Annotated in this window: 12 protein-coding genes; 5 read left to right on the forward strand and 7 right to left on the reverse strand. The window is 56.6% G+C overall.

The genetic code is table 11. The features are described 5' to 3' along the window. Positions 1-19: 19 nt before the first annotated feature. Positions 20-676, reverse strand: coding sequence for a polysaccharide deacetylase family protein (locus QOT07_RS12420; RefSeq protein ID WP_219016189.1), 657 nt, complete (start codon positions 674-676; stop codon positions 20-22). Further along, complete coding sequence (locus QOT07_RS12425; RefSeq protein WP_283603254.1) at positions 669-2,291, reverse strand: GMC family oxidoreductase; 1,623 nt, start codon at positions 2,289-2,291, stop codon at positions 669-671. The genes QOT07_RS12420 and QOT07_RS12425 overlap by 8 nt, the downstream gene beginning before the upstream one ends. Positions 2,292-2,457: 166 nt before the next feature. On the opposite strand from QOT07_RS12425, the gene QOT07_RS12430 reads away from it, so the two are divergent. The 5 genes from QOT07_RS12430 to QOT07_RS12450 all read left to right on the forward strand — a co-directional run bounded on the left by QOT07_RS12430 (position 2,458) and on the right by QOT07_RS12450 (position 7,913). After that, positions 2,458-3,237: an SDR family oxidoreductase gene (locus QOT07_RS12430; RefSeq protein ID WP_261417262.1), complete on the forward strand. Its 780-nt coding sequence runs from the start codon at positions 2,458-2,460 to the stop codon at positions 3,235-3,237. A gap of 24 nt (positions 3,238-3,261) precedes the next feature. Continuing rightward, positions 3,262-3,996 (forward strand): GntR family transcriptional regulator, encoded by a 735-nt coding sequence (locus tag QOT07_RS12435; RefSeq protein ID WP_219016192.1) that lies wholly within the window; start codon positions 3,262-3,264, stop codon positions 3,994-3,996. Beyond that, positions 3,993-4,847, forward strand: coding sequence for a fumarylacetoacetate hydrolase family protein (locus QOT07_RS12440; protein ID WP_261417263.1), 855 nt, complete (start codon positions 3,993-3,995; stop codon positions 4,845-4,847). Before QOT07_RS12435 ends, QOT07_RS12440 begins: the two co-directional genes overlap by 4 nt. A 20-nt stretch (positions 4,848-4,867) precedes the next feature. After that, positions 4,868-5,869, forward strand: a complete 1,002-nt coding sequence (locus tag QOT07_RS12445) for a VOC family protein (protein WP_219016194.1) — start codon at positions 4,868-4,870, stop codon at positions 5,867-5,869. 169 nt (positions 5,870-6,038) lie between these two features. Further along, complete coding sequence (locus QOT07_RS12450) at positions 6,039-7,913, forward strand: diguanylate cyclase domain-containing protein (protein ID WP_283603255.1); 1,875 nt, start codon at positions 6,039-6,041, stop codon at positions 7,911-7,913. Positions 7,914-7,990: 77 nt separating this feature from the next. Here the strand turns inward: QOT07_RS12450 and QOT07_RS12455 are convergent, their stop codons facing one another. The 5 genes from QOT07_RS12455 to hydN all read right to left on the reverse strand — a co-directional run bounded on the left by QOT07_RS12455 (position 7,991) and on the right by hydN (position 15,028). Next, positions 7,991-8,497, reverse strand: coding sequence for a hypothetical protein (locus tag QOT07_RS12455; RefSeq protein ID WP_283603256.1), 507 nt, complete (start codon positions 8,495-8,497; stop codon positions 7,991-7,993). 398 nt (positions 8,498-8,895) lie between these two features. Further along, entirely contained in the window at positions 8,896-9,927 is a 1,032-nt protein-coding gene (locus QOT07_RS12460) for a HoxN/HupN/NixA family nickel/cobalt transporter (RefSeq protein ID WP_283603257.1), read from the reverse strand. A gap of 1 nt (position 9,928) precedes the next feature. After that, complete coding sequence (gene hypF, locus QOT07_RS12465; protein ID WP_283603258.1) at positions 9,929-12,226, reverse strand: carbamoyltransferase HypF; 2,298 nt, start codon at positions 12,224-12,226, stop codon at positions 9,929-9,931. Between the two features lie 91 nt (positions 12,227-12,317). After that, positions 12,318-14,474, reverse strand: a complete 2,157-nt coding sequence (gene fdhF, locus QOT07_RS12470; protein WP_099062019.1) for a formate dehydrogenase subunit alpha — start codon at positions 14,472-14,474, stop codon at positions 12,318-12,320. 11 nt (positions 14,475-14,485) lie between these two features. Next, the gene (gene hydN, locus QOT07_RS12475; protein WP_099062020.1) at positions 14,486-15,028 is read right to left on the reverse strand and encodes an electron transport protein HydN; all 543 of its coding nucleotides are present in this window, start codon (positions 15,026-15,028) and stop codon (positions 14,486-14,488) included. Positions 15,029-15,052 lie beyond the last annotated feature (24 nt).

The following is a 15,052-nucleotide window of genomic DNA, read 5'->3' on the forward strand; positions in this document are numbered from 1 at the left end:
CCTTCTCCTTGCTGCACGGCTAATCAGCCGTCGGGGCGACTAAAGCCGCAAAAGGGTGACAGCGTAAGCCGCCCTGGATTGGCATCACCCAGTCGGGGAGTTGCTGGGTGATTTCCACGTCCATCAATACCGCCTGTTCGATAAAATGCCCCAGATGCTCCATCGCCTCCGGTCGGGCGTCATGCAGCACCATCACCGTCCAGTTATTGTTGGCGAGGTCGTCCAACGCGCGTGCCACCCAGGCGTCGGTCGGCAGTTCCCAGTCGCGCGGTACCGAATTCCACAGCACCAGACTGAACCCTTGCTGTTGCAGGACTTCAACCGCCTCTTGATTCAACACATGTGGCCCGAGGAGCCCCTTGCCGGCATAAGGGCGGAACAGCGGGGGCGATTCACCGTATTGGCCGAGCCGGGCCTGTCCTTCGATAATTTCGTGGCGGGCGAAGCCCGGTGCGCCCAGCCCCAGCGGCAGTGAGTGGGTCAGGGTATGAATGCCTACCCGGTGCCCGGCTTCCTTCACCGATTTGACCAGGGCTTCGCCGCCCGGCGCGGAGATTTTCTCGCCAATAGGAAAAAAATTAGCCAAAAGCCGATATTCCGCCAGCGTCTTTAACACCAGGGGGGTGCCCTGGGGATGAGGCCCGTTATCAAAGGTCAGGGTTAACTTCTTATGCATGTTTCTGCTCCTCGAAAGTGGCCAATATCAGGTCAACGGCCCGCTCGGCCACCATGATAGTCGGTGCATTGGTATTGCCCGCTGGGATGCACGGGAAAACTGAGGCATCCGCAATGCGAACACCGGTCACACCGCGCAGCCGCAGCTGTAAGTCCACCACGGAAGTAGCCGGATCGGCCCCCATGCAGCAGGTGCCGGTGGGGTGATATTCCGTTTTGCCATGTTCACGAACGAACGCCGCCAACTGCACATCGCTGTTTAAATTCGGCGTTGGTAGCAGAACCTGGTCGATCAGCGCAGCCAACGTCGGGGCCTGAAACAGTTGCAGGCCGAGGCGCACCGCTCTGACCTGCGCGGCAATATCTTCAGGCGCGGCCAGATAGTTCAGGCTGATCTGAGGTAACGAATGTGGATGACTGTCGCGTAATCGCACCTCGCCGCGCGCCCGAGGCCGCAGGTGCGCAAGCTTGAGCGATAACGCATGTTGGCTCTGTGCCTGTTTGCCTTTGTCATCGACATTATCCGACGCCGCCAGCCCCATTAATTGCACATCGGGCCGGTCGTCATCGCCGGTGGCAAAGAAACCACCGCACTCGAGCAGGTTGGAGGCGCAGACGCCGCGTTTAAACAGCAGCCATTCCAGACCATTCGCCAGCGCCTTCAGGCCCTTGTCTTGCCCGAGCAGGCTGATGGGATCACGCAGGCTGGCGATAACCGAGAAATGCAGGTGATCCTGCAGGCGCTGGCCGACCCATGGGCTGTCAACTCGGGGTTTAATACCAACCTCACGCAAATGTTCAGCCGGGCCGATGCCCGACAGCATCAACAGTTTCGGGGTGCCGATGGCACCGGCACATAACACGATTTCCAGCCTGGCCTGCACCTGTCGACGTTTGCCGCCGGCATCGGTAAATTCCACGCCGGTAGCGCGATCCTGATCCAGCAGCAGGCGTTCAACCATAACGCCGGTCAGTACCTCGATATTCGACTGATGACGCACCGGTGCCAAATAGGCCACCGAGGTGCTGCAGCGCTGGCCCCGGTAGGTGGTGGTTTGATAGAAACCAACGCCTTGCTGGCTGGCACCGTTGAAATCATTAACGTAGGGATAACCCAGTTCCTGGCCTGCTTTGACCATCGCGTAGCTGAGCGGATGGCGATAACCGGAGTCACTGACTTTCAGGTGACCGCTGACACCGTGGTAAGGGTTATGCAGACTCTGGTTGGATTCCGACTTGACAAAGTAGGGCAGCACGTCGCGGTAGCCCCAGCCGGTACAGCCATATTCGGTTTCCCAGTCATCATAATCCTGCGCATGTCCACGCACATACAGCTGTCCGTTCACCGAGCTACCGCCGCCCAACACCCGGCCTTGTGGGATCGCCATCGCCCGGTTGCGCATGTTGGGTTCCGCGTCGCTTTGATAGGGCCAGATCAGTTTGCCGACGATTTCTGGAAACCCGGCCGGCATGCGGATGAACAACCCTTTGTCTTCCGGCCCGGCTTCCAGCAGCAAAATGCGCGCTGAGCTTCTTTCTGCCAACAGGCCGGCAACCACGCAACCGGCAGATCCACCGCCAACCACAATATAGTCGTACCTTTCATTCTCTTTCATGCTCTCTCCGTAGAGGTGATGGTGAAAATGTCGTGAAGGAATAAAATATATTTTTTATATTAAAGAATATTTTTTGTTGATGTCTATATTTTTTATCGCTAGCATTACATTTATGCAACACCATCGGCTCAATCATGGGCTGCCCCACCAGAAGGAGAGAAGGGTTATGGATGTAGGACTGGCGGATAAACGCGCCCTGGTATGCGCCTCCAGCAGTGGTTTGGGTTATGCCTGTGCTGCCGCATTGTTGAGAGAAGGCGTGAGCGTCTGGATTAACGGCCGTGACGAACCCCGCCTGCTGGCCGCGCAACAGCGTCTAAAGGCGGAAACCGGCGGACGGGTGTTTACCGTTGCCGGTGATATCACCACGGAACAGGGGAGAAACGCCTTGCTGGCCGCCTGTCCGGAGGCCGATATCCTGGTGAACAACAATGCCGGGCCACCACCGGGCAATTTTTTTGAGTTTGACGAACAAACCTGGCTGGCGGCGCTGCAAGGGAATCTGTTGGCACCGCTGATGTTGATCCGTGCCCTGGTGCCGGGCATGCGGCAGCGGAAATTTGGTCGCATCATCAATATCACCTCGGCGATGGTCAGCACCCCCCGAGCCCATATGACGCTGTCCGCTGCATCCCGAGCCGGTCTGACTGCGGCCTGTAAAGGCTTGTCCCGCGAGTGCATTGCCGACAATGTGACCATTAATAATCTGCTGCCCGAGCGTTTTGATACTCCGCGCCAGCAACAGATGGCGCAGGTCGCCATGCAACAGAGCGGCATCACCTTCGAGCAGGCGCGCCAAAAGCAGATTGATTCGATTCCTGCCGGACGCATGGGGCTACCGGCTGAATTTGGTGCCGCTTGTGTCTACCTGTGCAGTGAGATGAGCGGGTATATTACTGGGCAAAACATGCACCTGGATGGCGGTGCCTATCCAGCGTTGTTATAACCGCGTAGCGAGAAAATAGAGCGAATGAACAGCAAACAAGAATTTCACAACGGTGCCTTCAAGAGCCTGAGCGGTGCGGCGGTGGCGCTGATCCGCCGGCGGATTATTAACGGCGAATATCCGCCGGGCAGCAAACTGGTGATCGGCAATATCGCCGCTGAGCTGGACATCAGCCCCGGGCTGGTGCGTGAGGCGTTGTCGCGATTGGTCACGGAAGGGCTGGTCACCGCTCATGAACAGCGGGGTTTTCGTGCCAGTGAAGTCTCGCTCAGTGAACTGAAAGACATCACCGCCAATCGGCAACTGATCGAAACCCATGCGCTACGGCTGGCAATTGCCAACGGCGATGCGGAATGGGAAGCGGGGATTATTGCTGCCTTTCACCGGCTGACGCGCTGCCCACGCATTGATGATGAAAACCAGCACCATTCTGCCAACTGGAGTCAACTCCATTACAGTTTTCACCGCAGTCTGTTGATGGCTTGCCAATCGCCGTGGATGCTGCGTTTTTCTGATTTACTGTTTGATCAGTCCGAGCGCTATCGCCGCTTGCGGTTTGGTTATGAACTGGAGGGCGTCGACACCCCACGTGACGTCGACGGCGAGCATCAGGCGATTATGGATGCGGTGTTGGCGCGCGATGCCGATCTTGCTGCTGATTTGCTGAGCCAACATTATCAAAGCACCGTACAACGGATTATCAAACAGGCAGACAACCCGATATTCAACGGTAGTTCCCCGAAACCGGAGGCCCAATGAGGATCGTCAGTTTTATTAGCCAGGGGCGCGCGGGGTATGGCCTGTTGCGTGGCGAGGATGAGATTGTCGATTGCAGCCTGTTATTACCCTATCCGGACGTGCGCAGCGCGTTAGCCGCAGGCAATTTTGGCGTGTTCCTGCCGTTTCTGCACACACCGACTACTCTGCGAGCCAGCGAGGTCAGTTGGCTGCCACCGGTGACCCACCCGGACAAGATAATTTGCGTTGGCCTGAATTACCGACCGCATCTGCTGGAAACCGGCCGCCCGGAGCCCGATCGACCGACGCTGTTCCTGCGACTGCCATCTTCACAGGTGGGCCAGAGTCAACCGCTGCTGATCCCACCTGAGTCGGTTCAGTTTGACTATGAAGGGGAACTGGCGGTGGTGATCGGTAAAGGCGGCCGCCGTATTACTCAGCGTGACGCCATGCAACACGTGGCGGGCTATGCCTGCTACAACGACGGAAGCGTGCGTGACTGGCAGCGACACAGTTCACAATTCACCGCCGGTAAAAACTTTCGGCAGACTGCGGCCTTCGGTCCCTGGATAGTCAGTGCGGATGAAATTCCCGATCCGCGAGTGCTAACGCTGAAAACGCTCCTCAACGGCCAGGTCATGCAGCAAGCCTCGGTCGGTGAACTGATTTTTTCTATTCCAGCGTTGATCGAATACTGCTCAACCTTTACCGATCTGCTGCCAGGTGATGTGCTGGTGACCGGTACGCCGGGCGGGGTCGGCGCATTTCGGCAGCCTCCCGTGTGGATGAAAGCGGGAGATCGGGTCGAGATCGCCATTGCCGGCATCGGCACCCTCAGCAACCCAGTGATCGACGATGAAGGTTTTTTCTGACCTGCAGCCAAGGAACCGCCATGACTACGATACCCGTCACCCAATACGATCCTCCGTTTGCCATCACCCGCGCCAGTCATCTGGTGTTGACCTCACAGAACCTGGCCGCCAGCGAGCTTTTTTATACTCAGGTGGCTGGCATGGTATTGACCCACAGGGAAGACGACAGGCTGTATTTGCGCGGACTGGAAGAGGCCTGTCATCACAGTCTGGTGATCAAACTGAGTCAGGCGCCACCCCATTGCGAACGCATTGGCTTGCGGGTATTTCGTGAAAAGGATTTGGATCTGGCCAAGGCGTTTTTTGACCAGCAGGGCATGGATAATCACTGGGCGCAGGTGCCTTTTCAGGGGCGCACTCTGCATTTTACTGACCCGACCGGTGCACTGATCGAGCTCTGCGCCTCAATGCCGGTCGTGCCGCGCTTGCACCATCAGGTGCATCTGTATCGCGGCGGTAGTGCCCAACGGCTGGACCATTTCCAATTGCATACTCCCCACGTGCAGCAGGCGGCGGAGTTCTACATGACGCAGTTGGGGTTCCGCGCCTCGGACATCTATTTTAATCAACAAGGCCTGGGTGCCGCTTTTTTACAGCGCAAGGGCAATACTCAGGATTTGGTCTATTTGCATGGTCCGGGGCCGCGTCTGCACCACTTCGGTTATACCATCCCCGATTCGCAAGAGATCCTGCGCGCCTGTGACACCGCCGGTAATCTGGGGTTTGGCGATGCCGTTGAGCGTGGGCCAGGCAGACATGGCATGGGGCACGTGCTGTTTGTCTATCTGCGCGATCCTGATGGCCATCGCATCGAGCTGCACAACACCCCTTACCAGATGATCGATTTCGAACTGGAAACCAACCTGCTTGCCGCCGATCAACGCCAGCAACTGTTGCCCTGGGGCTTGCCACCTCAGCGCAAGTGGGTGGCCGAAGCCAGCGCCTTCGCCGGCATCCCGGTAGAACAGCCGTCCGGCGGCGGTTATCCGCTGGTGTTGGAAGAGTATTTATCCCGGGTTTGACCCACCGCACCCTCAACATTGGGCTGCATGATTAATTCCTTCAGGGACCCGTAAAACCGGAAAAACCGTCTAAGCTGAATGAAATAAGTCATTTACGGCGCGGTGTTGAGTCATTAAGGCAGCGGCTAATCCTGCCCACATCGCCCAGGGACCTTCATTTGGAGCAGACATGTTCGAGCCATGCTTTCCGGAAAATGAAACCGAGCGGCTGTCGGTTCTACATTCGCTGAACGTACTGGATACGAATTCGGTAGAAAAATTAGACCGGGTTACGCGGTTGGCCGCCAAATATTTTGGGGTCAGTATTGCCTTGATCTCGTTAATCGATCGTGAGCGGCAATGGTTCCTCTCCCGCTCGGGTTTGGAGGCTCGGGAAACGCCACGCAACATTTCATTTTGCGGCCACGCCATTTTGCAACGTGACGCGTTAGTGGTGCCGGATACCGCGGTTGATCCGCGTTTCTTTGACAACCCATTGGTGACCGGCGGACCCAAGATCGGTTTCTATGCCGGTCAACCCTTGCTGTCACTGGACGGTCTGCCGCTGGGCACCCTGTGCATTATCGACAGTCATCCCCAGAGCTTTTCACCCGAGATGGTGCATGATTTACGCGACTTTGCCGCCGTCATTGAAGAGTACCTGCACAGTGTTGAGCGTGATATTTACACGGAAAGTCTCAAATCCAATCTGCAACGTACCGAAGCCCTGTTTGAACAGACCTTTTCTCAGGCGGCAGTGGGCATGGCCCTGGTCTCGCTGGAAGGATATTGGTTACGGGTGAACCCGCGGATCTGTGAAATGCTGGGGTATTCTGAGAGCGAACTGCTGGATCGTACCTTCCAGGACATCACCTATCGCGAAGACCTGCTCACCGATCTCGGGCTATTGAAACAGCTGTTAGCCCATGAGATAGACACTTACTCCATGGAGAAGCGCTATATCCGCGCTGATGGCTCAAGGATTTGGGTTCAGCTTACCGTGTCGCTTAATCGTCTGCCCAATGGTGAGCCTCATCATTTTATTTCCGTTATTGTCGATATCAGCGAACGCAAACTGGCAGAGTCCGATCTCTATTCACTGCAACATGAGCTCGAAGATCGGGTGGTGGCCCGCACGCAGGAACTGAATTTTGCCGTCAATAAGCTCAACCAGGAAATTGCCAACCGCGTCCTTACCGAGCAGCAACTCAGTAGCGAAAAAGAACGCCTGCGGGCGATTACCGACAATATGCCGGCATTGATCAGTCAGATCGATGCCGATGAACGCTATCTTTTTGCCAACAGCGCCTATAAAGCCTGGTTTGACCTGGATGAAGGGCGTCTCAAGGCGATGACGGTGCAGGCGTTTATGGGGGAGGAGGCTTATGCCGCGGCTAAACCCATGATCGAAAGGGCGTTACAGGGGGAAACCGTCAGTTTTGAGAATGAACTCCAAACGCGCCAGGGGCCATTGATCATTCATAACACTCTGGTACCCAGTGAAACCCAGGGCTCCTATATTCTTTCCATGGATATCACCGAGCTTAAGCGTTTGCAGCAGCGGTTAGAGTATGACGTCTCTCATGACATGCTGACGGGGTTAACCAATAGACGCGCTTTCTTACTGCGATTGGGGGCCACCCTGCAGGCCTGTTGCCCGCAGCAGCAGATGGCGCTGTTGTTTATCGACCTTGATGGATTCAAAACGCTGAATGACAGCTTTGGTCATGATTTCGGTGACCTTATTCTGAAAACCTTTGCCGAGTTGCTCAGCGACTGTGCCGGCCCTCATCACAATGTTTCTCGACTTGCCGGGGATGAATTTACGGTGATCCTCTGGCCTTTGACGCAACCGCAGCTGCAGGTATGCGCATTTTGCGAGTGCGTGTTGGCCAGGCTGGCGGCGACACAACAGGTTGGTAATCAAAAAGTGACGCTCTCCGCCAGTATCGGTGCAGCCATATCCTCAGGCGGCAACATGACGGCAGAAGCCCTGCTGACCAGAGCGGATGATGCCATGTACCAGGCGAAATCCGCAGGTAAGGGGACTTATACCGTCCGTTAATGGGAAGTCCACGCTGGTGGCAGCCCAATCCGGGAACGTTGGGCTGCCGTCAAAGGGAGTGAATGTGCCAAGTTGCCTCAAAGTAATTCTGTGATAATAACTTCGACCACATTGGGCAGGTTCACTGGCTTGACTGAAAACAGCGAGTTAAAGACTTCGGCATTGCCGCCTTTGGTCTCTGCATATTGATGCCAAAGTTGATTTAAAACAGCGTGTTCAAATGAGGTGACGATGCGTACGGTGTGATTAAGGTAGGTCTGAATAACATAAGAGGTGTCTGAAGAAAAATAAATGCAGCATGCGTGAGTGTAATCCCAATTATCATAGTCGAGCAGTATATTAACCAGATCTCCATTTTTATATTTCTTAAGTTCATCTCCGGTCAGGTTATTGACTTTGATTCTGTAACTTTTATCCGTGTCCTTTCCTCCTGCTTTTTCATAAACGGCTCCGGCGAATTGAGTACAACCAATTGAACCGTCGGTGGTTTTATCTGGATTTAAATTATCGATTCTTATTACGGAGTGAAATTCAGCTAACGCCGCATTGATGGCATTAGTCATCTGTGTTTTATCAATAGACATAATATCACCTGTATTAATGAGTTACGATTGGATATTGTCTTGGGCTCGGACGTGGCGATCACCAATGAAGAATATTGTTGTAACGATTCCACTCCTGACTGCTGTTTACTACATTGATTTATTGGTAGTTAAATTAAATAGCAGCGAACTTGCATTTAATTTTGCCATGCGTGAGTTACAACATTAATAAACATAGTCTGAATTGCAATGATACGTCGTTTTTTCTTAAGTATTTTTATTGTAATTTGTCGTTATTTAAATAACTCATTGTTATTGGTTAATAAAGATAACATTCGGAGCAGGTCGATTAATATCCTGGGTTATAATATTAACTGAAAGTATTTAATAACGAATGAAGTCATTTTTACCGGCAGCCTCGGCGGCTGCCGGTAAGGGGGCTAGAGGGTCAGCGAGTCATAATTTTTGCGCCGGTAATTCAGCGCGGACAATGCCCACAGCACCACAAATAGCGCGATGGCGGCGTAACCTACACTGCCCATGTTGTCATTGAGAACTTCAACACCACGCCACAGGCCACCCTGTAACCCCAGCTTGTCGGCTAACAACCCCAGACCTTCCAGGCCGCCGATCACCAAAGCAATCGCCACGCTGGTGGCGGTAATGGTCATGTTGTAATACAGCTTGCGGATCGGCTTATTGAAGGCCCAACCATAAGCACCGACCATCACAAAGTTATCCAGCGAGTCAATCAGCGCCATGCCACTGGCGAACAGCAATGGGAACACCATAATCGACCAGACCGACAGGCCCGAGGTGGCACCCGCCGCGGAGATGCCCAACAGGCCGACTTCGGTAGCGGTATCAAAACCCAGGCCAAACAAAAAGCCGACCAGATACATATGCCAGCTTTTATTCACCAGATTAAAAGCAAAGCGATACAGCCGTGTCATCACGCCGCCGGTGCCGTTCACCAGCAGGGCAACATCTTGCTCCACCAGTTTCTCCCCGCGTTTCACCTGACGGAAAATGCGATAAACATCGCGGAAAATCAGCCAGTTCAACAGTGCCATGGCCAGCAGGAACAGCGAGGAGATCAGCGTGCCCAGAGTCGCGCCGTACTGATGCAGCCAGCCAATGCGATCGCCAAACGCCAGAGAGGTGGCGGCAATCGCAATGCAGGCCAGGATCACGATGCTGGAGTGGCCCAAAGAGAAGAATGCGCCGACGGACACCGGGCGCTGGCCTTGCTGCATCAGCTTGCGGGTGACGTTATCGATAGCGGCAATATGGTCAGCATCCACCGCATGGCGCAGCCCATAACCATAAGCCAGCAAAGCGGCGGCGATCAGCGCCGGATACTGATGGAACGCGACAAATGCCGTTCCCCAGGCCAACAGGTTCAGCGCTACCAACGCCAGTAATAGCCAAAAGGCGCGGGTATGGGTGTGGAAAAACTCGCGGTTTAACATGTTACATCCTGTCAGGGTTTACAGAGGAAGTCGGGGAATGCTGGGCACAGGCGACCAGTGCCTGACCCAACGCCAGGCCACCGTCGCCCGCCGGCAGTTGTTGTGGCAGCAGCACCTGCAACGGTGCCAGATGGTGCTGTAGCCGTTCACGTAATAAGCGGTTGTGCAGTACGCCGCCGCTTAACGCCACATGTTGGATGTCATGCTGAGCGGCAAAAAATTTGGCCAGGTTGGCAAAGCCTTGCGCCAGCGCATCATGGAACGCCCAGGCCTGTTGAGGGGCGGGGGCTTGCCAGCCCAGCCACTGTTGCCAGAACGCAGCAAGATCAAATTGCTCGCCTTTCAGTGACAATGTCACCGGGTGAGAGCAAGGTCCGCTCTGGTGAGCCAGGGCTTCAAACCGGCTGGCCGCTTCGCCTTCCCAGCTCTGTTGTGCCGGGGCACAGCCCAGGGTGGCAGCGGCGGCGTCAAACAAACGGCCGCAGGAGGAGGCCAGCGGGGCATTAATACCGGCGTTAATCGCTTTCAGCAGCGGTTGCCAGGGCAGAGCCTGCAGCCGTTCGGCCTGAGGGTAGCTTTGCCAGTCCGGTACGAAGCGCGCGAAATGCGCCAATTGGTTACGCCAGGGTTGCTGTGCGGCCAGATCGCCGCCGGGCAGTGCCACTGAGGGTAATCCCCCCAGATGACGGCAACGGCGATAATCAACCAGCAGGCATTCGCCGCCCCACAGGGCACCGCCCTGGCCGTACCCGAGGCCATCGAGTGCCAGACCAATCACCGGCCCGCCTTCCAGTGGCCAGCGGTGCTCGGCGAGACAAGCGGCCAGATGCGCATGATGATGCAGCACCGGGGTCACCGGCAGTGACTGCCGGGCGGCCCATTGATGGCTGATGTAATGGGGATGAGCATCGCTGGCCAGCCGCTGTGGCTGGCAATGGTACAGGCCGGTGAAGTGCTGAATGGCCTGCTGCCACTGTTGCTGAATATCCTCTTGCTCCAAATCGCCAAAATGCGTGCTGAGCAGGGCCTGATCGCCCAGCACCAGGCAAAAGGTATTTTTGCGATCGCCGCCCACCGCCAACAGAGCCTGCTGAGCGGGGAAACCGGGCGGCAGCGGCAGGGCATCGGGAACGAATCCACGCGCCCGGCGGATCATTTCATGGCCTTCGGTTAGCAAACGCACCAACGAGTCGTCAACGCGTTGCAGGATCTCGCGATCGTGCATCAACCACAGATCGGCAATGCCGTCCAGGTCGGCCAAGGCCTGGTCATTGGTTAACGCCGGAGCACGGCCACTGGCATTTCCTGAGGTCATCACCAGGGGGCGTTGTATGGCCTGCATCAGCAAATGCTGAATCGGGTTGGCGGGCAACATCAGGCCCACTTCATCGAGCTGCGGCGCAACGGCGGCAGACAGCGGTGAGTATGCGGATTGAGGGACCAGCACCACCGGCGCGGCGGGCGAAGTCAACAACGCCTGCAACTGCACCTGATCAATGCCACTGGCGCAGCGCACCAGCCAACTGGCATCCGGCACCATCACCGCCAGCGGTTTGCCTGGCCGCCGTTTGCGCCGACGCAGTCGTTCGACGGCCTGGGTGTCGGTGGCGTCGCAAGCCAGGTGAAAGCCGCCCAGGCCTTTGATCGCCACAATCTGTCCGGCGGCCAGCGCAGCCACCGCCTGTTGTAGCGCTGCTTCGCCCTGATGCTGTGCCTGACCCTGAGCCAGACAGCTAAACAACTGGGGGCCGCAGTCGCTGCAGGCCACCGGCTGGGCATGAAAACGTCGGTCCTGTGCAGAATGGTATTCCCAGGCGCAGTGTGGGCAAAGGGTGAAGGGCGCCATGCTGGTCGCCGGGCGATCGTAAGGCATGGCGCGAATAAGGGTAAAACGAGGGCCGCAATGGGTACAGTTGATAAAAGGATAACGGTAACGCCGATCCTGCGGATCGTTCATTTCCTGCAGGCATTGGGGGCAGGTCGCCGCATCCGGTACGATCTGGGTCGCCTTGGCGCCATGCTGACTGGGGCGGATACTGAAATCGTTGGGGGCTTGCAGCCAGGTAAACGCGCGCTGCTGGATACGTTCGATCTGCGCCAGAGGCGGGGCCTGCTGGTACAACACATGCAGGAATACTTCCAGATCAACGGGTTGTACCAGGCGAATTTCCACCCCGGCGCTGTCGTTCCAGACTTCGCCATGCAGGTTGAGTTGTTCGGCCAGTTGCCAGACAAAAGGCCGGAAGCCGACGCCCTGTACTTTGCCGCTGATGCGCAGCAGTAATCCTGAATGGGACACTTTTTATTACTCTCTGTGTAGGGGCGCTGCATACTGCGCCCGCGTTAATCGGGGCGAATGTATTCGCCCCCTACAAAGTGACTGCGTAACTTTACATCACATCTTCAACCGCGCGCCGCAGGCGGGCTTTCATATCGCTATAGCTCTGTTGCGCATAGTTTTCCGCCCAGTTCTGATCGGCAATCGCCTCCAGTTTTACCGCGCAATATTTGGTTTCCGGCGTTTTGGAGATCGGATCCAAATTCTCCTGAGTCAGCTCATTACAGGCGCCGATCCACCACTGGTAGGTCATATACACTGCGCCCAGGTTAATGCGCTCGTTATAGTTGGCGCGGCTGATCACCTTGCCGCGGCGCGAGCTGACCCACACCAGTTGCTGGTCGGCAATACCCAGCGCTTCGGCATCCTGCGGATTGATCTGCACGAAGCCGGGCTCGTCCGCCAGAGTTTGCAGGGCGGCGCAGTTACCGGTCATCGAACGGCAGGAGTAGTGACCGACTTCACGCACGGTACACAGTACCAGCGGATAACCGGCATCCGGCACTTCCGCCGGGGCACGCCAGGTGGTGGCGAACAACTGGCCTTTGCCGGTCGGCGTGGTGAACTGGTTACCCTGATACAGGTAAGGGGTGCCCTGGCTTTCCAGCGTGGTACAAGGCCATTGCACGTGGCCCAGCTCGCCCATTTTTTCGTAGGTCGCGCCATAAAACAGCGGGCAGAGCTCACGCATTTCGTCCCAGATTTGCTGGTTATCGTCGTAATGCATCGGATAACCCATCTCGGTGGCCAGCAAACTGATGATGTCCCAGTCGCGTTTGACGTTGTACTGCGGTTCAATGGCTTTCTCGAAACGCTGGAACCCACGGTCGGCACAGGAGAACACGCCGCCATGCTCACCCCAGGAGGTGGCGGGCAGGATCACGTCGGCCTGTTCGGCGGTTTTGGTCATGAAGATGTCTTGCACCACCACAAACTCCAGCGCCTCGAACGCGCCGCGCACCAGGCTCAGGTCGGCCTCGGTCTGCAACGGATCTTCGCCCATGATGTAGTAGGCTTTCACTTTGCCCTCATGAACCAAATGCGGAATTTCGGTGATGCGATAGCCCACGTTCGGATCCATTTTGGCAGCATCAATTCCCCAGGCGGTGGCGAACTTGGCGCGTACCGCAGCGTCGGTGACGGCCTGATAGCCGGGGAACTCATTCGGCAGCACGCCCATGTCGCAGGCGCCCTGAACGTTGTTTTGCCCACGTACCGGGCCGACGCCCACGTTGGCGCGGCCCAGATTACCGGTCAGCAACGCCAGACTGGCGAGCCCTTTGACCACGTCGACCGCCTGGCCGAACTGGGTGACCCCCATGCCCCACATAATGGTGGCAGAAGGGGCGCTGGCGTAGGTGCGCATCGCCTGGCGAATTTGCTGGGCGCTGACGCCGGTCAGTTGTTCTACCGCTTCCGGCGCATAGTCCGCCAATTGCTGACGGTAAGCCTCGAATCCTTCGGTGTATTTCGCCACGTAATCGCGGTCATACAGGTTTTCTTCAATCAGCGTATAGGCGAAAGCATTCACCAGCGCCATGTTACAGCCGTTCTTAATCTGCAAATGCTGGTCGGCAATGCGCGCGGTTTCGATACGGCGCGGGTCGCACACGATAATCTGCGCGCCTTTCTCTTTGGCCTTCAGCACCCGGCGAGCCACGATAGGGTGCGAGTCGGCACAGTTGTAACCGATGACCAGCAGGCATTTGGAGTTTTCGATATCACCAATCGAGTTGCTCATCGCGCCGTTACCCAGCGTGGCCTGCAAACCCGCCACCGACGGGCCGTGGCAGACGCGGGCGCAGCAGTCGACGTTGTTGGTGCCGATCACCGCCCGGGCGAACTTTTGCATCACGTAGTTGGTTTCATTGCCGGTACCGCGTGAAGAGCCGGTGTGCATGATGGCGCTGGCACCGTGCTTATCCTTGATCTGTTGCAGCCGCTGTGCGGTGTAGCGGATCGCCTCATCCCAACTGACAGCCTCAAACTTGCCGCCTTTTTCACGGCGGATCAGCGGTTGGCTCAGACGCGGGGTCAGCAGCTTGGTATCGTTTAGAAAGTCCCAGCCGTAATAGCCTTTCAGGCACAGCTCGCCCTGATTGGTCACGCCCTCAGCCGCTTCGGCACGGATGATTTTACCGTTGTCGACCACCAGTTTCATTTTGCAGCCTGCACCGCAGTAAGGGCAGACGGTTGTGATTTTTTTCATCGGTTCAGTTCCTAAAACAGTGACGACATGGTGTCGAGTGCGGCGCGACGACGTTTCTCGGCGTTCATTTCCTGCAGCATGTTGCGATCCACACAGTGCAGCGCATTGGTTGGGCAGGTTTCCATACAGGCCGGGCCGCTATCACGGCCGATACACAGGTCGCATTTATGGGCTTCGGCTTTCTCGGTGGTGGCGCTCATCATGGCGCCGTTCTGGCGGATAACCGGGCGGGTGATCACTTCCATCGCGCCGTAGGGGCAGGCCACTACGCAGGTTTTGCAGCCGATGCAGCGTTCCTGCATCACCAGCACCATGCCGTTGGTGCGGCTGATAGCGCCATTGGGGCAGACGTTGGAACAGGGAGCGTCCTCACACTGGCGGCACAGCACGGCGGTGCTGACGTTAACGCCTTTGATCACGTGCAGGCGTGGGGCGAAGCTGGCGGCGTTGAGCGCTGAAATATCCTGGCTTTCGCTGTGTGCCATCACGCAGGCAATTTCACAGGTACGGCAGCCGATGCATTTCTTGGGATCGGCGATGATAAACCGGTTCATCAATAACTCCTGGGTTACCCTTCA

Origin of the sequence: Serratia proteamaculans (assembly GCF_949794035.1) — a bacterium.
Classification (GTDB): Bacteria; Pseudomonadota; Gammaproteobacteria; order Enterobacterales; family Enterobacteriaceae; genus Serratia; species Serratia proteamaculans.

Coding starts and splice junctions, on each gene's coding strand:
- QOT07_RS12420 (WP_219016189.1), bottom strand. CDS start 676: ATGCATAAGAAGTTAACCCTGACCTTTGATAACGGGCCTCATCCCCAG.
- QOT07_RS12425 (WP_283603254.1), bottom strand. CDS start 2,291: ATGAAAGAGAATGAAAGGTACGACTATATTGTGGTTGGCGGTGGATCT.
- QOT07_RS12430 (WP_261417262.1), top strand. CDS start 2,458: ATGGATGTAGGACTGGCGGATAAACGCGCCCTGGTATGCGCCTCCAGC.
- QOT07_RS12435 (WP_219016192.1), top strand. CDS start 3,262: ATGAACAGCAAACAAGAATTTCACAACGGTGCCTTCAAGAGCCTGAGC.
- QOT07_RS12440 (WP_261417263.1), top strand. CDS start 3,993: ATGAGGATCGTCAGTTTTATTAGCCAGGGGCGCGCGGGGTATGGCCTG.
- QOT07_RS12445 (WP_219016194.1), top strand. CDS start 4,868: ATGACTACGATACCCGTCACCCAATACGATCCTCCGTTTGCCATCACC.
- QOT07_RS12450 (WP_283603255.1), top strand. CDS start 6,039: ATGTTCGAGCCATGCTTTCCGGAAAATGAAACCGAGCGGCTGTCGGTT.
- QOT07_RS12455 (WP_283603256.1), bottom strand. CDS start 8,497: ATGTCTATTGATAAAACACAGATGACTAATGCCATCAATGCGGCGTTA.
- QOT07_RS12460 (WP_283603257.1), bottom strand. CDS start 9,927: ATGTTAAACCGCGAGTTTTTCCACACCCATACCCGCGCCTTTTGGCTA.
- fdhF (WP_099062019.1), bottom strand. CDS start 14,474: ATGAAAAAAATCACAACCGTCTGCCCTTACTGCGGTGCAGGCTGCAAA.
- hydN (WP_099062020.1), bottom strand. CDS start 15,028: ATGAACCGGTTTATCATCGCCGATCCCAAGAAATGCATCGGCTGCCGT.